Origin of the sequence: Aquimarina sp. MMG016 (assembly GCF_018100805.1) — a bacterium.
Classification (GTDB): domain Bacteria; phylum Bacteroidota; class Bacteroidia; order Flavobacteriales; family Flavobacteriaceae; genus Aquimarina.
On sequence record NZ_JAGJEA010000003.1, the window covers coordinates 391,254 to 409,820 of the forward strand.

19 protein-coding genes are annotated in these 18,567 nt (G+C 34.7%); 17 read left to right on the forward strand and 2 right to left on the reverse strand.

Annotated elements, in window-relative coordinates:
• Positions 1-33: 33 nt before the first annotated feature.
• Positions 34-1,311 (reverse strand): sterol desaturase family protein, encoded by a 1,278-nt coding sequence (locus tag J8M14_RS07960; protein WP_211074063.1) that lies wholly within the window; start codon positions 1,309-1,311, stop codon positions 34-36.
• Between the two features lie 268 nt (positions 1,312-1,579).
• Here J8M14_RS07960 and atpD point away from each other — a divergent pair, with 268 nt between their 5' ends.
• From atpD to sufD, 7 genes are all read left to right on the forward strand, one after another.
• Complete coding sequence (gene atpD, locus J8M14_RS07965; RefSeq protein WP_211074064.1) at positions 1,580-3,088, forward strand: F0F1 ATP synthase subunit beta; 1,509 nt, start codon at positions 1,580-1,582, stop codon at positions 3,086-3,088.
• Positions 3,089-3,174: 86 nt separating this feature from the next.
• A complete protein-coding gene (locus J8M14_RS07970; protein WP_211074065.1) occupies positions 3,175-3,450 on the forward strand; it encodes a F0F1 ATP synthase subunit epsilon in 276 nt (91 codons plus the stop codon).
• 177 nt (positions 3,451-3,627) lie between these two features.
• Positions 3,628-3,957 carry an iron-sulfur cluster assembly accessory protein gene (locus J8M14_RS07975; protein ID WP_211074066.1) on the forward strand — a complete coding sequence of 110 codons (330 nt, stop codon included), beginning with the start codon at positions 3,628-3,630 and terminating at the stop codon, positions 3,955-3,957.
• A 43-nt stretch (positions 3,958-4,000) separates the two neighbouring features.
• Positions 4,001-5,446, forward strand: coding sequence for a Fe-S cluster assembly protein SufB (gene sufB / locus J8M14_RS07980; protein ID WP_211074067.1), 1,446 nt, complete (start codon positions 4,001-4,003; stop codon positions 5,444-5,446).
• 25 nt (positions 5,447-5,471) lie between these two features.
• Positions 5,472-5,885, forward strand: a complete 414-nt coding sequence (locus J8M14_RS07985) for a hypothetical protein (protein ID WP_211074068.1) — start codon at positions 5,472-5,474, stop codon at positions 5,883-5,885.
• Between the two features lie 53 nt (positions 5,886-5,938).
• Complete coding sequence (sufC, locus tag J8M14_RS07990) at positions 5,939-6,691, forward strand: Fe-S cluster assembly ATPase SufC (RefSeq protein WP_211074069.1); 753 nt, start codon at positions 5,939-5,941, stop codon at positions 6,689-6,691.
• A 2-nt stretch (positions 6,692-6,693) separates the two neighbouring features.
• Positions 6,694-8,007 carry a Fe-S cluster assembly protein SufD gene (sufD, locus tag J8M14_RS07995; RefSeq protein WP_211074070.1) on the forward strand — a complete coding sequence of 438 codons (1,314 nt, stop codon included), beginning with the start codon at positions 6,694-6,696 and terminating at the stop codon, positions 8,005-8,007.
• Positions 8,008-8,064: 57 nt separating this feature from the next.
• Here sufD and J8M14_RS08000 read toward each other — a convergent pair whose 3' ends face one another.
• Positions 8,065-9,417 (reverse strand): serine hydrolase, encoded by a 1,353-nt coding sequence (locus tag J8M14_RS08000; RefSeq protein WP_211074071.1) that lies wholly within the window; start codon positions 9,415-9,417, stop codon positions 8,065-8,067.
• Positions 9,418-9,496: 79 nt separating this feature from the next.
• Here J8M14_RS08000 and J8M14_RS08005 point away from each other — a divergent pair, with 79 nt between their 5' ends.
• The 10 genes from J8M14_RS08005 (at position 9,497) to J8M14_RS08050 (ending at position 18,550) form a co-directional block, all read left to right on the forward strand.
• Positions 9,497-10,711, forward strand: coding sequence for a cysteine desulfurase (locus tag J8M14_RS08005; protein WP_211074275.1), 1,215 nt, complete (start codon positions 9,497-9,499; stop codon positions 10,709-10,711).
• A 105-nt stretch (positions 10,712-10,816) separates the two neighbouring features.
• On the forward strand, positions 10,817-11,830 hold the full coding sequence (locus J8M14_RS08010; protein WP_211074072.1) for a zinc metalloprotease: 1,014 nt from the start codon (positions 10,817-10,819) through the stop codon (positions 11,828-11,830).
• 461 nt (positions 11,831-12,291) lie between these two features.
• Positions 12,292-13,440, forward strand: a complete 1,149-nt coding sequence (locus J8M14_RS08015; protein ID WP_211074073.1) for an alpha/beta hydrolase — start codon at positions 12,292-12,294, stop codon at positions 13,438-13,440.
• 148 nt (positions 13,441-13,588) lie between these two features.
• A complete protein-coding gene (locus J8M14_RS08020) occupies positions 13,589-14,287 on the forward strand; it encodes a DUF4377 domain-containing protein (protein ID WP_211074074.1) in 699 nt (232 codons plus the stop codon).
• Between the two features lie 40 nt (positions 14,288-14,327).
• Entirely contained in the window at positions 14,328-14,750 is a 423-nt protein-coding gene (locus J8M14_RS08025; RefSeq protein WP_211074075.1) for a SufE family protein, read from the forward strand.
• A 5-nt stretch (positions 14,751-14,755) separates the two neighbouring features.
• Positions 14,756-15,082: an SUF system Fe-S cluster assembly protein gene (locus J8M14_RS08030; RefSeq protein ID WP_211074076.1), complete on the forward strand. Its 327-nt coding sequence runs from the start codon at positions 14,756-14,758 to the stop codon at positions 15,080-15,082.
• 34 nt (positions 15,083-15,116) lie between these two features.
• Positions 15,117-15,554 (forward strand): PaaI family thioesterase, encoded by a 438-nt coding sequence (locus tag J8M14_RS08035; RefSeq protein WP_211074077.1) that lies wholly within the window; start codon positions 15,117-15,119, stop codon positions 15,552-15,554.
• Positions 15,554-16,063 carry a DUF2480 family protein gene (locus J8M14_RS08040; protein WP_211074078.1) on the forward strand — a complete coding sequence of 170 codons (510 nt, stop codon included), beginning with the start codon at positions 15,554-15,556 and terminating at the stop codon, positions 16,061-16,063. The genes J8M14_RS08035 and J8M14_RS08040 overlap by 1 nt, the downstream gene beginning before the upstream one ends.
• Positions 16,064-16,238: 175 nt before the next feature.
• The gene (locus tag J8M14_RS08045; RefSeq protein WP_211074079.1) at positions 16,239-17,180 is read left to right on the forward strand and encodes a DUF3078 domain-containing protein; all 942 of its coding nucleotides are present in this window, start codon (positions 16,239-16,241) and stop codon (positions 17,178-17,180) included.
• Between the two features lie 350 nt (positions 17,181-17,530).
• Positions 17,531-18,550, forward strand: a complete 1,020-nt coding sequence (locus J8M14_RS08050) for a DUF3078 domain-containing protein (protein WP_211074080.1) — start codon at positions 17,531-17,533, stop codon at positions 18,548-18,550.
• Positions 18,551-18,567: the final 17 nt, after the last annotated feature.

Below are 18,567 nucleotides of genomic sequence, written 5' to 3' on the forward strand. Positions count from 1 at the left end.
AAAACCGTTTGGCTTATTGCCAAACGGTTTTATTTATAAGCTTTTACTAAGCAGTTGATTGATTCTAACATTTTTTTCAACAAACAAAAAATAAAAAGTCAACACAAAGGAAATAACCATATATCCTACTATCAAATACGTTGCTCCCAGAAATAAGTCATCAATACCAAACCACCCATTTCCCATAATAATTAGATATGAGCCGAACCCCACCTTTATACCCTCAGCATATATAGAAATAATATGTAGGTCCATTAATGAAGTATAGGCGAATATAGAGATAGCCAGAAAGATTGAGTAATTGATAATCTCCATAAACTCAAAATCTCCAAAACTCACTAATAAATAATACATTAAGGTTAATGTTGCTATTAACTGCAGCCAAGACCATAATTTTAATAATAATGAACTTTCTGTTTTATATTTTTTACGAGTATATGGATCTGTAATAATCTGAATCGGATACTTTTCATTTACATCATCAGGCCTCCATCCAGTCGGCATATACCATATACGTATTTTATCCCACCAACTTTTTGTTCTCCAGGCATCTTTTAATATTCCCCAGGCATGCATAAAATTAATCAGGAAAGGATTCCAGGTATTTACAGGTTTTTTTACTCCATAAACTGGTGGTTTATCAGGCATTTCTTCTTGAAACGTGCCAAAAAACTTATCCCAGAAAATAAATATCTGTGAATAATTTTTATCTAAATACTCATCATTGATAGCGTGATGTACTCTATGGTGAGATGGTGTAACAATAATATGTTCCAAAAAACCCATCTTGTTTATCAACCTTGTATGATACCAGAATTGCGCAAATAAATGGATTGGCGCAACCAGTGCAACCACATTTGCAGGAATGCCTAGCAATGCTAAAGGAACGTATAAAAAGAAATATATTGAAATTATAGCAGAAACGCTTTGTCTCAAAGCACAGGCTAAATTAAATTCTTCACTACTATGATGTATGATATGCCGATTCCAAAATAAATTAATCGTATGATTAAAACGATGTGACCAATATCCTGCGAAGTCCAACCCTATAAATGTTAAAACATAAACGGCTATAGAAGAATTAATATTTATCAATGCAATACGATCAACCATCCAATCGTAACTTATAATAACTATTGCTAGCCCTGTTAAGCTTCTTAATGTATCCGTCATTCCAGAGCTTAAACTCGAAATTGTATCCATAGCTTCATTAACAGGAATTCCTTTGATTCTACTAATCAAATATTCTATTAATATCAATACAATAAATCCAGGAATAGCATAGCTTAGTGCTGTTGCATATGTTTCCATAAGATATGTTTTGTTTAAAAGTAAGGAAAATATTCTTTAGCACAAACCTAATTCAGAACAACCCTAAAGCATTATAAAACCACAGAAAAAGAGGAGATCTTTGCTCAAAAAAACTATATAAAGTTTTGCCTTAAAAAAACAAAAGAAAAGGAGTTATATTTTTCATTTTAAAAGACTATATTTGCAGCCTGAAAAAGGACGGTATTTTTAATTATAAAACCTTAACCTTTTTTACATAGTTAAATACTAAACATTAAATAGTTATATAATGTCCAAAGTTACGGGTAAAGTATCTCAGATTGTAGGTCCGGTTATCGATGTAGAATTCGCAGCTGGTACTGAATTACCAAAAATTTACGATTCATTAGAAATTAACAAAACAGACGGTAGCAAAATAGTATTAGAGGTTCAGTCTCACATTGGTGAAGATACTGTACGTACTATTGCTATGGATTCCAGTGATGGTTTGAGCAGAGGAATGGAAGTTGTTGCAACAGGAGCTCCGATCCAAATGCCAATCGGTGGCGATGTATATGGTCGTCTATTTAATGTAATTGGTGATGCTATTGATGGTCTTGGAGATCTTCCAAAAACAGAAAAGGATGGTCTTCCTATTCACCGTCAGGCACCTAAGTTTGAAGACTTATCAACTTCTACAGAAGTTTTATTTACTGGTATTAAAGTAATCGACCTTATCGAGCCTTATGCAAAAGGAGGTAAGATTGGATTATTTGGTGGTGCAGGAGTAGGTAAAACAGTATTGATCCAGGAGTTGATCAACAATATTGCAAAAGGTCACGGTGGTCTTTCTGTATTCGCAGGAGTAGGAGAAAGAACTCGTGAAGGAAATGATTTACTTCGTGAGATGTTAGAGTCAGGAATTATCAAGTATGGTGATGACTTTATGCATTCTATGGAAGAAGGTGGATGGGATCTTTCTAAGGTTGATAAAGAAGTAATGAAAGAATCTAAAGCTACTTTCGTATTCGGACAGATGAATGAGCCACCGGGAGCACGTGCTCGTGTTGCGCTTTCTGGTCTTACCATTGCAGAATATTTCCGTGATGGAGCTGGAGATGGACAAGGAAAAGATGTACTTTTCTTCGTAGATAACATTTTCCGTTTTACACAAGCAGGTTCTGAGGTGTCAGCACTTCTAGGGCGTATGCCATCTGCAGTAGGATACCAACCAACATTAGCAACAGAGATGGGTGTGATGCAGGAGCGTATTACTTCTACTAAGAAAGGATCTATTACATCTGTACAAGCAGTTTATGTACCTGCGGATGATTTAACTGATCCAGCACCGGCAACTACGTTTGCTCACTTAGATGCAACAACAGTATTATCTCGTAAGATTGCAGAGCTTGGTATATATCCAGCGGTAGATCCATTAGATTCTACATCAAGAATTTTGACTGCTGATATTTTAGGAGATGAGCACTATAACTGTGCACAAAGAGTAAAAGAGCTTTTACAGCGTTATAAAGAATTACAAGATATCATTGCTATCCTTGGTATGGAAGAATTATCTGAAGAAGATAAATTAGCAGTAGGACGTGCACGTCGTGTACAACGTTTCCTATCTCAGCCATTCCACGTAGCAGAGCAATTTACTGGTATCCCAGGATGTTTAGTAGATATCAAAGATACAATTAAGGCATTTACAATGATTATGGATGGTGAGTTAGATCACTTACCAGAAGCTGCATTTAACCTTAAAGGTACAATCGAAGAAGCTATCGAAGCTGGTGAGAAAATGTTAGCTGAAGCGTAATTTGGTTAATTGTTGATAGGTGGTAGTTTTGAGATATACTTTCTAAAACACTATCAACCAACAACGAACAACAAACAACTATACATATGTATTTAGAAATAGTAACTCCAGAAGCAGTATTATTCAGTGGTGAAGTAACTTCTGTTGCGGTACCAGGTGTGAATGGAGAGTTTCAGATGTTAGATAATCACGCACCTATTGTTTCTTTACTAGGAAAAGGAAGTGTAAAAGTGTATGGTGATATGAATTTAGAAGAAGAAGTAGCTGAAAAATTCACTAAAGAGAATGGTGTAACATTACTTCCGATAAACTCTGGAACTATCGAAATGAAAGACAATAAAGTAATCGTATTAGCAGACTAATTCGGTTGTTTATAAAAAATTCTAAGCCCTAATCCTGAAATTTTCGGATTAGGGTTTTTTTATTGTATAACATAAGCTTATTCCACTATTTGTTAGATAAATGTTAGGTTTAGTGTATAAAATCTACTTAAGTAGTATATTTGCATTCAATTTAGAATTAATCTATTTTATTTTAATATGATTAAAGTATCAGACATAGCTAAAAACAAGGTCATCGAATTGATGAGTGATGATGGGTATAATGCTACTACTGATTATGTCCGGGTTGGCGTAAAAAGTGGTGGATGCTCAGGTTTATCTTATGACTTAAAGTTTGATAAAGCTCAACAAGAAGGAGATAAGGTGTTCGAAGACAATGGAGTAAAAATCATCGTAGATAAAAAAAGCTTCCTTTATCTAATTGGTACAACACTAGAATACTCTGGTGGATTAAACGGTACCGGTTTTGTGTTTAATAATCCCAACGCTAGTAGAACTTGTGGTTGTGGAGAGAGTTTTTCCCTTTAAAAATTTAAAAAAAAGATCCTGAAATGAGTTCAGGATTGTAAAGATGGCATATACTGAAGACGACTTAAAGAAAGAATTAGAGACCAAAGAATATGAGTATGGATTTTATACAGATATAGAATCTGATACTTTTCCTGTTGGCCTTAATGAAGATATCGTTCGCGCAATTTCTAAGAAAAAAGAGGAGCCTGAATGGATGACAGCATGGAGATTAGAAGCTTTTCGTGTCTGGGAACAGATGGAAGAGCCTGAGTGGGCTAATGTAAACTATGAAAAACCTAATTTTCAAGACATTTCCTACTACTCTGCTCCTAACAAAAAGCCGAAGTATAATAGTATAGATGAAGTAGACCCTGAGCTATTAGAAACCTTTAAAAAACTTGGGATCTCTCTGGATGAGCAAAAGAAATTGGCAGGCGTTGCAGTTGATATTGTAATGGATTCTGTTTCTGTGGCTACTACATTTAAAGAAACTCTGGCAGAAAAAGGAATTATATTCTGTTCTATTTCTGAAGCAATTCAGGAACACCCTGAATTGGTTAAAAAATACATTGGCTCTGTAGTTCCGCAAAAAGACAATTTTTATGCAGCATTAAACTCTGCAGTATTCAGTGATGGTTCTTTCTGTTATATCCCCAAAGGTGTTCGTTGCCCGATGGAGTTATCGACGTATTTTAGAATCAATCAAGCCGGAACAGGTCAGTTTGAACGAACTCTTGTTGTTGCAGATCAAGGAAGTTATGTAAGTTATCTGGAGGGTTGCACAGCTCCATCCAGAGATGAAAATCAATTACACGCTGCCGTTGTAGAATTAATTGCACTGGATGATGCAGAGATTAAATATTCAACCGTACAGAATTGGTATCCCGGTAATGCAGAAGGTAAAGGAGGAGTCTTTAACTTCGTAACCAAACGTGGTATCTGTGAAACTAATGCTAAAATTTCCTGGACACAAGTAGAAACAGGATCAGCAGTAACCTGGAAATACCCATCTTGTGTTTTAAAAGGTGATAATTCGGTAGGAGAATTTTATTCTATCGCTGTTACTAATAACTTCCAACAAGCGGATACAGGTACCAAAATGATACATCTTGGTAAAAACACCAAGAGTACTATTATTTCTAAAGGTATTTCGGCTGGAAAGTCTCAAAATAGTTACCGAGGATTAGTACAAATAAATAGTAGAGCTAAGAATGCCCGTAATTTTTCACAATGTGATTCATTACTTATGGGCAATGAATGTGGTGCACATACGTTTCCTTATATAGAAGCAAAAAATAAAACTGCTCAGATAGAACATGAAGCAACGACTAGCAAGATAGGTGAAGATCAGATTTTTTACTGTAACCAAAGAGGTATCGATACCGAAAAAGCAATCGCATTGATTGTAAATGGTTTTAGTAAAGAAGTCTTAAATAAATTGCCTATGGAATTTGCTGTCGAAGCCCAAAAACTTTTGGAGATTTCTCTGGAAGGTTCTGTAGGGTAAATGTATAACCATCAAATCCTCATTAATGAAAAAATTATTCCCACTAATTTTAGTATTAAGTATCGTAATTACCTCTTGTAAAAATGAAAAATCCCAAGCCTCTGTAGATGGAGCACAATTAATCAGGGGCGAATTTATCTTAATCGATGATGCCGGAGTGATCAAAGGTAAAGATTTTATATATGGAGTAGAGCTTAATGAGCTAGCAAACGAATTGGACAAAAAATCTAAACCATTACAAAGAGAAGAATACGATATGGTTCCTGTTGTTGTAAAAGGGATTATTAAGCCTAACCCAAAAGAGGGATGGGATGAAGTCGTAGAAATAACAGAGATTGTCGGAGTTACAGAACCAACTTCTGAATTACCAACAAAAATAAAATCTTCAGAAAATGGAGAAACCTCTAGTGAAAATGGACACGAAGGACATAATCACTAGTAAAGCGATTATAAATAATATTCTTTAAGAAAAAGAAAAGAGATCTATAAAAAATGTTAGAAATAAAGGATTTGCACGCTAGTGTTGAAGGAAAAGAAATACTAAAAGGCCTTAATCTTAATGTAAAGGCTGGTGAAGTACACGCGATTATGGGGCCTAATGGTGCCGGAAAAAGTACCTTGGCCAATATCGTTGCCGGAAAAGAAGAATATGAAGTAACAGAAGGCAATATTCTTTTAGAAGGAGAAGATATTGAAGAACTAGCACCAGAAGAGCGAGCTCATAAAGGTGTTTTTATGTCTTTTCAGTATCCTGTAGAAATTCCTGGGGTAACGGTAACCAACTTTATGAAAACCGCTATCAACGAGACCAGAAAAGCACAAGGTCTTGAAGAAATGCCTGCAAAGGATATGTTGAAGAAAATTCGCGAGAAATCTGAATTATTAGAGATCGACCGTAAATTTTTATCTCGTTCCCTTAATGAAGGGTTCTCTGGTGGAGAGAAAAAGCGTAACGAGATTTTTCAGATGGCAATGATGGAGCCTAAGCTTGCTATTCTTGATGAAACAGATTCTGGATTGGATATCGACGCCTTGAGAATTGTTGCTAATGGTGTAAACAAATTAAAAGGTCAAGATAATGCTGTGGTAGTAATTACTCATTACCAGCGATTATTAGAATATATTGTTCCTGATTATGTACATGTTTTGTATGATGGAAAAATTGTAAAGTCAGGCAGTAAAGAATTGGCTTTAGAATTAGAAGAAAAAGGATACGACTGGATTAAAGAAGAGATAAACGCATAATTATGGAACTAAAGGAAAAATTAGTATCCTCTTTTTTGGCTTTTGAAAACACCGTAGATATTGATGCTCCGGTTCACGAAATTAGAAGTCAAGCCATAAAGAATTTTGAAGAAAAAGGATTCCCTTCTAAAAAGGAAGAAGCCTGGAAGTATACCTCTCTAAATGCTATCCTTAAACATGACTATAGTGTTTTTCCTAAAGAAGAAAATGCACTGGAGTTCAAGGATATTAAGAAATACTTTGTTCATGACCTGGACACTTATAAAATTGTATTTATAGACGGAAAATACTCTTCTCACTTATCAGAAACTACACATGATAAAATTGATGTGTGCCTAATGTCTTCTGCCCTTTCTCACGAGAAGTATAAGCCAATCATTGAAAATTATTTTAATAAAGTAGCGAAGCAGGATGGATTGACTTCATTGAATACTGCTTTTTCTAGAGAAGGAGCTTATATTTATATTCCGAAAAATAAGCTGGCGGATAAACCAATTCAAATCGTACATTTTTCTACCGGAAAAGAATCTGCTCAGATGTTACAGCCTCGTAATCTAATTGTTGTAGAAGAGAATTCTCATGTTCAGATTATTGAACGCCACCAGAGTTTAACCAATAATGCGGTATTAACAAACTCTGTAACCGAGATATTTGCTGACAAAAGAGCGATTGTGGATTATTATAAGATCCAAAATGATAATGAAAATGCTTCTTTAATCGATAATACATTTATAGAGCAACAAGCTCAGAGTATTGCCTCAGTACACACGTTTGCCTTTGGTGGAAATATTACGAGAAACAACCTTAATTTCTATCAAAAAGGAGAAGGTATTGATTCTATACTTAATGGGGTAACTATTATCGAAGGAAAGCAACATGTAGATCATAATACACTTGTTCATCATACTGAACCTAATTGTGAAAGTCATCAGGATTATAAAGGTATTTTTGATGAAAAAGCTACAGGTGTTTTTAACGGTAAGATCATTGTAAATAAAGAAGCTCAGAAAACTAACGCTTTTCAGTCTAATAACAATGTATTGTTAAGTGATAAGGCAACGATCAATTCTAAACCTCAGTTAGAGATTTTTGCAGACGACGTAAAATGTTCACACGGCTGTACAATTGGTCAGCTAGATGAAAATGCTTTATTCTATATGAGAGCCAGAGGAATTGGTGAAAAAGAAGCCAGAGCATTATTGATGTATGCTTTTGCTAATAATGTATTAGAAAGCGTAAAAATACCTCAACTTAAAAGTAGAATAAATAAACTAATCGCCAATAAGCTTGGTGTTAATATTGGTTTTGATTTGTAGAGGCAGACTGATAAAAATTATATATAAAGGAAGCCTTAAGTTAATCTTAGGGCTTTTTTATTCTACAGCACTAACCATTTCCTTTAAAAATGTATTAAAATCCACTCCAGCATCTCCAATGAGTCCAAAACGTACAATTACTAAGTCTTTAGAAGGAATAATAAATACACGCTGACCCTGAAATCCATTAGCCGAAAACATATCTTTTGGTGCATCTGGATAAAAACCTCCTACATTGAGCCAAAAATGCCCTCCATAGTCACCTTCTGATGTTGGGCTTGGTGTAGTCACGTAATCTGTCCAAGAAGGGTTAAAAATCTGCTCTCCGTTCCAATTACCTTTATGTAAATACAGCAATCCAAACTTTCCCCAATCTCTTACAGTAGCCCAGGCATAAGAAGAACCTACATAATTTCCTACCATATCGGTTTCCATAAGCATAGAGTGCATCCCTATTTTGTCAATAAATTCTCGATAGGGATAATCCAGATATTCCTGATAACTATCAAAATGTTTTCGTAAAATCCCAGACAACAAATTAGAAACACCTGATGAATAATACCAATACTCATTGGGTTTATGAATAAGCTTTTTATGAATCTGTGTTTTTGTCATATCGGTATCCAGATATAACATTGTAGTAGCATCCGAAATAGAACCATAATCCTCATCCCACTCCAAACCACAATTCATTTGTAATAAATTATTGATCGTGATTTCTTTTCTATCATCATTTTGCCAGGCTTCAACAGGTGCTTTATCATTGATATTTATCTTTTTTTGGCTTTGTAACACACCATAAATGGTCGCCAAAACACTTTTAGTCATCGACCAGCCTAATAGCTTTGAATCTTTATCTAAACCTTCAGCATACTTCTCTGCTATGATCTGATCTTTATGAATTACCAGAACTGCTCTGGTTTTCTGGATATTTTCACCTTCAGCATCAAAAATCGATGAAACTACCTCATTCACTTTCGTGTAATCGACATTGCCAAAAACAGTATCTTTTTGAGGTAAATCTCCATATGGAAAAGGTAAATTCTTTTTTATAATTGTGCGATTCGGTTTTAGATAAGGAACTTTAGTGTCAAAATCATCATTGATCAAAACGCTTCCTAACCCCTCTCTATAGATCGCTTTTCGTTCTTGTAAACCAAAAACAGAAGCAACTGCATATTTTTCTTCAGAATTGACCACATCATCTGCTAAATGAACCGGAGCAAAATTATTGTCTTTGGAGTCCGTGAATTCAGCGCTGCGATTAGCCATAAACACCGAAGAACACATGTTTTTCGCAGAATATCCTGTGAGTATGGTAAGTTTAGGGTAATTCAGGAAAGCTCCGATCAATATAATAGCAACTAATCCAATACAAGTAAATCCAAGAATCTTTTTAAACCGCTTCATTGTGCAATTAGGTTAAATCATTCTAAAAATAAGTAATATCAGTTAGAAATACTTACTACTTTTGCAGAAAGAAATTGATATGCTTGATGTACAAAAAATTCGCAAGGATTTTCCAATTCTTAATAGACAAGTAAACGGAAAACCTTTAGTGTATTTTGATAATGCTGCTACTTCACAAACTCCTAAAGTTGTGATTGACGCAATTGTGGATTATTATAGTAATTATAACGCCAACATTCATCGTGGTGTTCATACGCTATCTCAGGAAGCTACAGATGCCTATGAAATTGCTCGTAATAAGGTACAACAGCATTTTAATGCCATGCATTCTTATGAGATCATTCTCACTTCAGGAACCACTCATAGTATTAATATTGTGGCAACCGGTTTTACCAATCTACTTTCAGAAGGAGATGAAATTATAGTTTCGGCATTGGAGCATCACTCTAATATTGTGCCATGGCAAATGCTTTGTGAACGAACTGGAGCCATTCTCAAAGTAATTCCTATGAACGAAGAAGGAGAGTTGCTAATGGATGTGTATGATCAATTACTTTCTGATAAAACTAAACTAGTGTTCACCAATCATATCTCTAATGCTCTAGGAACCATCAATCCAATAGAGGAAATTATTACTAAAGCACATAAAGTAGGTGCCGCAGTGTTAATCGATGGTGCTCAATCCTGCCCTCATATAAAACCTGATGTACAAGCTCTGGATGTAGATTTTTATGTCGCTTCTGCTCATAAACTTTGTGGTCCAACAGGTGTGGGAATGTTATACGGAAAAGAAGAATGGTTGAATAAACTTCCTCCTTATCAAGGTGGCGGTGAAATGATCGAACAAGTAACTTTCGAAAAGACGACTTATGCTGGCCTTCCGCACAAATTCGAAGCTGGGACACCTAATATCTGTGGAGGAATTGCTTTTGGAGCTGCTTTAGACTATATGAATAGTATCGGTTTTGACAACATTGCTCAATATGAAAATGAGTTATTAGCATACGGGACCCAAAAACTCTTGGAGATCGAAGGTTTAAGAATCTATGGAACTTCTAAAAACAAGACTTCTGTAATATCATTTAATTTAGAAGGTATTCATCCTTATGATGTGGGAACTATCGTTGATAAACTTGGTATTGCAGTTCGTACTGGTCATCATTGTGCACAGCCTATTATGGACTTTTATAAAATTCCCGGAACCATCCGTGCCTCGTTTTCGTTTTATAATACTAAAGAAGAAATTGATGCTTTAGTAGAAGCTGTAAAAAAAGCTAAAATGATGCTTAGCTAGTTTTCTTATGTGTTGATTTTCAAAATGTTAAACAATTCTAAACTTTGCTAATTCTTAAAACAAAGAGGAGTACTTTTTCGTTTATACTATATAATACTCTTAAAAATGAAAAAGTTAACAATTCCTGCTTTGGTTATATCACTTCTGTTTTTTCTAAGCTGTCCTGCCAGTAAAGATACAGATAGTCCGATATGTATGGATACTGAGAAATCTAAAACCCTTTATAAATTAACAAAGATTGATTCTATAAAAAGGTGTGGAACTATGGAGGTTCTCGAAAAACATATGGCTCGTACTCCAACCCTTAAATCCAGAATGGATACTATAGAAAAACAGTGTCAGGCCTTTATCGAGCTTAGAAAAACCGGAAAAATAACAGATTTAGACACTATTACCATCCCAACCATTGTACACGTCATTTATAACAAAGACCAGGAAAATATTTGCGATGATCAGATTATTTCTCAAATCAAGGTACTAAATCAGGACTTTAGCAAAACCAATCCCGACATTAATCAAATACCTGAAGAGTTTGCAGGATTGTCGAAAAATACTCGAATTCGTTTTGAGTTAGACTCTATCATTCGCAAATCTTCAACACGAACTGAATGGGGAACCGATGATCAAATGAAGTTTTCATCTAATGGTGGTTCAGATGTTATCGATTCTTCTACAAAGCTAAATATCTGGGTATGTAATATTGGTGGAGGTATTCTTGGTTATGCCCAGTTCCCGGGGGATGATCCAGCAACCGATGGAATCGTAATTTCTCCACAATTTTTCGGCACAAAAGGTTTTATCTCCCCTCCTTTTGATAAAGGAAGAACCACTACACATGAAGTTGGTCATTGGTTAAATCTAAGACATATATGGGGTGACGGAAATTGTTCTTTTGATGATTTTGTAGACGATACGCCTTTATCCGACGGACCTAACTTTGGTTGCCCTCAATACCCAACTGTTCGTTGTAATTCTAATGATATGACAATGAACTATATGGATTATGCAGAAGATGCTTGTATGTATATGTTTACCGAAGGTCAAAAAGATAGAATGAGAGCGGTTTTTGCTCCAGACGGACCAAGGGTAGGTTTTGTAGAAGCTTCAATAAATTTATAAATAAAAAATAGGTCTTTAGTAAACTACCTCAGGGCAAGCCCGTAAGGTATTGAATTGAGAAATGATTCAGATTTCGAGACAAGCCTCGGAGCATTTAAATCTCGATTATCGAGTAAAAATTAGGAATTCCTTGCTCCTAGATTACCTTCTGGACAATTTTTCTTTTATCAAAATCATAGCGTATTCCTAAAAGTATCAAACTTTATTTTTTAGGGAAAAATCCCTATTAAAATATTGTGGTTTCAATACCAAAAAACCCTTCCGAAACCTCTAAAACTCCAACAGTCGTCAATAAAACCACAAATAACTATCTAGTTATCAATATCTTGTGATCAATCAATAAATAAGTCAATAATGACTAATTTATTAGATTAAATGTTAAAATAAATTAGATTATTCTTGCAAAATACTTTTTTTCAGAATAACTTTATCACATCACATTAACCAAAAATAAATATATCATGAAAAAAGCAGTATTTAGTATTCTGTCTGTCCTCTTTATGGTCTGTAGCGGTATTGCCCAAGACTATGGAGTAGCTAACACTAACAAAACATTCAGAGATGCTGATCGACGTAATCGAAGAGTAAGAACTAAAATTTACTATCCACAAGTAAATAATGCAATTCCATCTGAAGCAACTGACGAGAAATTTCCTGTTGTCGTTCTTGGGCACGGTTTTGTAATGGGTTCTAGCGCGTATCAAAACTTCTACGACACATTGGTTCCAAGAGGATACATTGTAGTATTCGTAGATACAGAGGGGTCCTTTTTTGCCAACCACGACGCGTTTTCTAAAGACATGGCTTTTATAGTAGAGGCCATCCAAGCAGAAAACAATAATCAAAGCTCTCCTCTTTCTGGAATTGTAGATAGCAAAAGTGCTCTCATCGGACATTCTATGGGTGGTGGAGCAGCTACAGTTGCTGCATCACTAACAGAAGTAGAAACATTGGTAACCTTCGCTCCTGCCATATTGCGTATTAACACATTGACTCCCGCTTCTAAAGTAACGGCAGAATCCATTGTATTTTCAGGAAGTGGTGATGGCGTTACACCTCCTGAAGAAAACCACCTTCCTATCTACAACAACCTAGGATCTGATTGTAAATACTTCATAAATATTACAGGAGGAGCTCATTGTTATTATGCACAAAGTAATTTTTTCTGTGATTTCGGAGAAAACAGTTCTTCTGGAGGTATCGAGATTACACGAAGTGAGCAACAAGCTATTACATTTAGATTCCTTAATTCCTGGTTTGATTATAAGCTAAAAGGAGATCTTTCTGCAAAACAAACCTTCAATAGTGATTTACAAACATCAGGAGATATTACGTATCAAAATGCTTGTGGTGAGCGTAATTTTGTTTCTTTATCTACTCCCAAATCAGATGCACAGCTAATTCCTAATCCTGCCTCATCTATTGTAGAAATTAGAACAATAGATCAAAAACCAATTGAAAAAGTTGAGTTTTATAATCAATTTGGACAACTCGTTTCAACATCAAAAGAAAGTCAGGCCAATATTTCAAATTTAAATCCCGGCCATTACTTAGTAAAAATATACACTAAAAACACTGTCATCAATAAGAAGATGGTTGTTAAAAACTAAGTTTAGTTTGATTAATAAATTTCATTTTTAGGATGATGGGGGGCTTATGGTTCCCCATTGTTTTTTGTGTTAAAGCACAATAAATAGCTGTTATTAATCATTACATTTAAAGCATATAAAAAGATTATCATTTTAAAACACTGTACCCATGAAAAATCTTCTTTTTTTGATCAGTTGTGTTGTGTCATTATATGCATGCCAGGAGACAAAAACCATTTACATTGCTGATCATCAAGTAGACTGCGAAGGCGTTGCCCCTCAGAAATGTTTATTGTTTAAAGAAAAACAGAATGATGAATGGACATATTTTTATGACACTATCGATGGGTTTGATTATGAAGAGGGATATAATTATCAACTTGAGGTTTCCATAAAACAGATAGAAAATCCTCCTGCTGACGCTTCTTCTTTACAATATTCTTTAGTAAGAATAATTTCTAAAGAAAAAACCAAAACTATAGCCCAGAATATAGCTTCTACCCAAAATGAACCTAAATCTATAGTCTACAACGCATTTTCACGAGGTTATTTTATCACCGCAGAAATTAATAAAAGCGCAATTAAGAAATTTAAAGATCGTAATCTTCAGGATTTTGATTCAAAAAAGTGTAACAAAAAAGACTGGGACAATATTCTTTCTCACATAAAAAAAATAGATATCAAAAACATTAGTGAGCTAAAGGCTCCTAGTGAAAAACGTACATTTGATGGTGCAGCTCATGCTCAACTTAAAATTATTGTAGGAGATCAAACCTATACCTCTAGTAGCTTTGATCACGGTAACCCTCCTGAAGAAATCAAAGCATTAGTTAATACTATACTATCATTAGCAGAAAGTATTGAATAGCAATATTACTTGTCGTATTTTTGTCTAAAATTTGTAAGTAATGACTATACAAGAAATTCAGGAAGAGATTGTTGACGAATTCAGCATGTTTGATGATTGGATGCAACGTTATGAATATATGATCGAGCTAGGTAAGTCACTTCCTTTAATTGAAGAAAAATATAAAATTGATGAAAATATAATTAAGGGTTGTCAAAGTAAAGTATGGGTACATGCTCAGATGAATGACGATAAAATCGAATTCACAGCAGATAGTGATGCGATTATTACCAAAGGTATTATTGCGATTCTAATTCGTGCTTTTTCCGGTCAACACCCTAAAGATATAATTGATGCAGATACTGCCTTTATTGATGAAATTGGGTTAAAAGAGCATTTATCACCAACACGTGCCAATGGTTTAGTAAGCATGATAAAGCAGTTAAAAATGTATGCCATTGCCTACCAAACACAATTAAATTAAACAGAATGAGTGAAACCGCTATAGATACAAACGAACTAGGAGAAAAGATCGTAAGAGTGCTAAAAACGATTTACGATCCTGAAATCCCGGTAGATATTTATGAACTAGGATTAATCTATGATGTATTTGTTAATGAGGATTACGATGTAAAAATTCTTATGACACTTACCTCTCCTAACTGTCCGGTTGCAGAATCTCTGCCGGAAGAAATACGCGAAAAAGTAAAATCTCTCGACGCAGTAAATGATGTAGAAATGGAACTTACTTTTGATCCGCCCTGGTCTCAGGATTTAATGAGTGAAGAAGCTAAATTAGAGCTAGGAATGTTATAGTAGTAAAGGATACGATCTTTCTAAAAGTCAAAAAATGAACCAAGAGCATTACAGTAAATTAGAAAAGATGTATCTAAATGCTAATATCAACACCAATCTATATGAAACAACAACAGTAAAAATTTCTAATGGATTAGCAGAAGTTGGGCTTAAGATATCAGAAAAGTATTTTCATGCTCTGGGCGCTATACATGGATCGGTATATTTTAAACTGCTTGATGATGCAGCTTTTTTTGCTGTAAATTCAATACTAGAAGATGTTTTTGTGCTCACAACATCATTTAATATTAACATTATTCGCCCAGCCGATAAAGGAATACTCACTTCTATAGGAAAAGTAAAATTCAAATCCAGAAACCTATTCGTCGCAGAATCGACAATATATAATGAAGATGGTAAGGAGATTGCTTTTGGAACAGGAAATTTTGCTAAAAGTAAAATAGGGTTGTCAGAAAAAATAGGATATAAATAATGGCAGAAGAAATTGTAAATAGAGTTGCTAATAATCAAAACTTAATCACTTTTGATTTAGAGGATTATTATCCAGAAGGTAAACGAGTAATTTTTGATATTAAAGATTGGCTTTTTGAAGGTTTATTACTTCGTGAAAAAGACTTTAGGCAACACGTTTCTGATCATGATTGGAGTCAATATCAGGATCAGTATGTCGCATTGACCTGCTCATCAGACGCCATCATTCCCGGATGGGCATATTTGCTATTGACAAGTTCTCTAATTCCTTTTGCCAAAAAAGTTGTCGTTGGTTCTCCGGAAACCCTGGAAACTATATTATATAATGAGATTATCAACGATCTTGATGTTACCCACTATCAGGACAAATTTTTGATCATAAAAGGTTGTGCCAATAAACCTGTTCCCGAAGGAGCCTATATTGCTCTCATTCAAAAATTACAACCTGTGGCTAAAAGCATTATGTACGGAGAAGCCTGTTCTTCTGTTCCGTTATTTAAACGAAAATAAATCTCTTTATCGCTTAATCCTGTTTTTTGTCGAAAAACCTTAATCAACTATCTTCTCTTTAAGGCGGAAAACATTTGTTAAAATACATTTGTTAACATAACTTTATGTTGCTAACCATAAATAGTGACATCATTTGTTATGTATAAATTTTAAAATATAGAAAAACTAATCACCTATGAAAAAGACACTTTTCACACTATCATTTTTAGCTTGCACATTTTTTGTAGCTGCCCAAGAAGAAACCAAAGACGAAGGCCCAAAAGACGGATGGACCAGAGCGGGAAACATAAGTTTTTTATTCAATCAATCTGCTTTTAATGCAGAGTGGCTTGGAGGAGGAACATCCAATATTGCTGGAAATTTCTCATTATCTTATGATTTTAATTACCGAAAAGGAAGCCTAGCCTGGGATAATAAAATCCTGGCAGATTATGGTTTAACTAAACTTAAAGATCAAGAGTTTCTTCGTAAAACCAATGACCGTTTTGAGTTCAATTCTTTAGTTGGTAAACAAATCAAAGAATCTAATTGGTATTATTCTTTTGTCTTAAATTTTCGAACACAATTTGCCCCTGGGTATGAGTTTGGCCAGGAAGATATCATAGACACTAATACAGGTAATGTGATAGGTCAAAGAGAAACCAGAACAGAAATCACACACATTTTTTCTCCTGCATATTTACAAACAGGGCCTGGTCTACTATGGAAAAAAAGTGACAATCTTAAAGTAAACATTGCACCAGCAACTGCTAGGTTTGTCTTTGTTGATGGAGACTTTACAGACCCTAATAACCCTGAAAACAGACTAGACGCTAATAACGCTTATTTTGGTGTTGATGCTAATGAGTCTTTTAGATTTGAGTTTGGTGCTTTTGTAAACGCGTATGCTAAATTCGATATCATGAAAAACGTGTCTATGGAAAATATTTTGAATCTGTATTCTAATTACCTGGAAGACCCTCAGAACGTAGATATTGATTATACTGCTAATGTCGTGATGACTATCAATAAATATCTATCTGCTAATATTGCTTTTCAGGCTATTTATGATGATAATGCTATTGGTGCATTTCAGATTAGAGAGGTATTCGGTCTTGGAGTGAATTACGGTTTCTAAAATAGAAAAGTTTCTTATGCATAAAGAGAGGGGCTAAAAAGTCCTTCTCTTTGTCATTTCGAGCGGAGTCGAGAAATATTACTTTTCGATTCTCAACACATTTCGACTCCGCTCCATGTAATCATCATCTGACAAAAACAATCCCGTTTTTTCTAAATGTGCTATATGGTCAATTTTTGAGGCGCAACAAAAACCTTTGATCTACTTCTTTTGCTTTTACAAACATTATAGTCATTCATTTTTATACTAAAGAATGATCTATTATAATGTATTAGGTTTACAGAAGAACCTATTTGAATAAACCTACTATATCTAGTATCTTTGCAATCTACCTCTGCAATAAGAACTAAATGAGAAGATTTTTCTTAGCTTTTTTCTTACTCTTTTTTATTTATAAATCCTCTGGGCAGGAGGTAAAGCAATTAGATTCTATTCAGGTAGACTTAAGACGCGCTCTTGATAGTCTTCTTAGGAACACGCCAAATGATCTTAATATTAATGTTTTAAAGAAAATTCTAAAAGATATTACTCCACCAAAACCTCCTGAAGCAGAACAAGTCGGCTGGAAAACTAGTGGTAAATTCTCGTTGCTTTTCAATCAATCAGCATTTAATAATGATTGGCAAGGTGGAGGAACCTCTAATATTGCTGGTAATACCACTGCTAATTATGAATTTAATTATAAAAAGAATAGCTTAACCTGGGATAACAAAATCCTGGCAGATTATGGCCTTACTTTTTTAAAAGGCGAAAGTTTTGCTCGTAAAACCAATGACCGAATAGAGTTCAACTCCAGATTGGGGCAGCGTATAGGGAAAAGCTTCTGGAATTACTCATTATTCGTAAATTTTAGATCTCAGTTTGCTAAAGGGTATCGTTTCAGTAAAGATCCTGATACCGATGAAACTATTAGAACTGAAGAAACCCACTTCTTCTCTCCTGCTTTTATACAAATTGGTCCAGGTTTACTTTGGAAAAAGAGTGATGACCTCAATATCAATATAGCTCCTGTAACTTCACGTATGATTTTTGTAGATCGTGAGTTTACTAGTGGTCCAGATTATGTTGATGGAGATTATTTTGGGGTTGATACAGGTAAAAGTTCCAGGTTTGAGTTTGGAGGGTCTCTGGCGGCTTATGCAAAATTTAAATTAGCCAAAAATATTACTATAGAAAACCTACTTAACCTATACTCCAATTACATCGAAGATCCATGGAACGTAGATTTGGATTATACTCTAAATATTGATTTAGTAGTCAACAAATACATTTCCGGGAGTTTTGTTTTTCAGACCATCTACGATGATAACGCCACGGGAAACTTTCAGGTAAGAGAAGTGATTGGATTAGGGCTTAATTATGAATTTTAGGAACAAAGTATACAACC

Coding starts and splice junctions, on each gene's coding strand:
- J8M14_RS08000 (WP_211074071.1), bottom strand. CDS start 9,417: ATGAAGCGGTTTAAAAAGATTCTTGGATTTACTTGTATTGGATTAGTT.
- J8M14_RS08040 (WP_211074078.1), top strand. CDS start 15,554: ATGGCAGAAGAAATTGTAAATAGAGTTGCTAATAATCAAAACTTAATC.
- J8M14_RS08005 (WP_211074275.1), top strand. CDS start 9,497: ATGCTTGATGTACAAAAAATTCGCAAGGATTTTCCAATTCTTAATAGA.
- J8M14_RS08035 (WP_211074077.1), top strand. CDS start 15,117: ATGAACCAAGAGCATTACAGTAAATTAGAAAAGATGTATCTAAATGCT.
- sufC (WP_211074069.1), top strand. CDS start 5,939: ATGTTAGAAATAAAGGATTTGCACGCTAGTGTTGAAGGAAAAGAAATA.
- J8M14_RS08020 (WP_211074074.1), top strand. CDS start 13,589: ATGAAAAATCTTCTTTTTTTGATCAGTTGTGTTGTGTCATTATATGCA.
- sufB (WP_211074067.1), top strand. CDS start 4,001: ATGGCATATACTGAAGACGACTTAAAGAAAGAATTAGAGACCAAAGAA.
- J8M14_RS08025 (WP_211074075.1), top strand. CDS start 14,328: ATGACTATACAAGAAATTCAGGAAGAGATTGTTGACGAATTCAGCATG.
- J8M14_RS07960 (WP_211074063.1), bottom strand. CDS start 1,311: ATGGAAACATATGCAACAGCACTAAGCTATGCTATTCCTGGATTTATT.
- J8M14_RS08015 (WP_211074073.1), top strand. CDS start 12,292: ATGAAAAAAGCAGTATTTAGTATTCTGTCTGTCCTCTTTATGGTCTGT.
- J8M14_RS08030 (WP_211074076.1), top strand. CDS start 14,756: ATGAGTGAAACCGCTATAGATACAAACGAACTAGGAGAAAAGATCGTA.
- J8M14_RS07985 (WP_211074068.1), top strand. CDS start 5,472: ATGAAAAAATTATTCCCACTAATTTTAGTATTAAGTATCGTAATTACC.
- atpD (WP_211074064.1), top strand. CDS start 1,580: ATGTCCAAAGTTACGGGTAAAGTATCTCAGATTGTAGGTCCGGTTATC.
- sufD (WP_211074070.1), top strand. CDS start 6,694: ATGGAACTAAAGGAAAAATTAGTATCCTCTTTTTTGGCTTTTGAAAAC.
- J8M14_RS08050 (WP_211074080.1), top strand. CDS start 17,531: ATGAGAAGATTTTTCTTAGCTTTTTTCTTACTCTTTTTTATTTATAAA.
- J8M14_RS08045 (WP_211074079.1), top strand. CDS start 16,239: ATGAAAAAGACACTTTTCACACTATCATTTTTAGCTTGCACATTTTTT.
- J8M14_RS07970 (WP_211074065.1), top strand. CDS start 3,175: ATGTATTTAGAAATAGTAACTCCAGAAGCAGTATTATTCAGTGGTGAA.
- J8M14_RS07975 (WP_211074066.1), top strand. CDS start 3,628: ATGATTAAAGTATCAGACATAGCTAAAAACAAGGTCATCGAATTGATG.
- J8M14_RS08010 (WP_211074072.1), top strand. CDS start 10,817: ATGAAAAAGTTAACAATTCCTGCTTTGGTTATATCACTTCTGTTTTTT.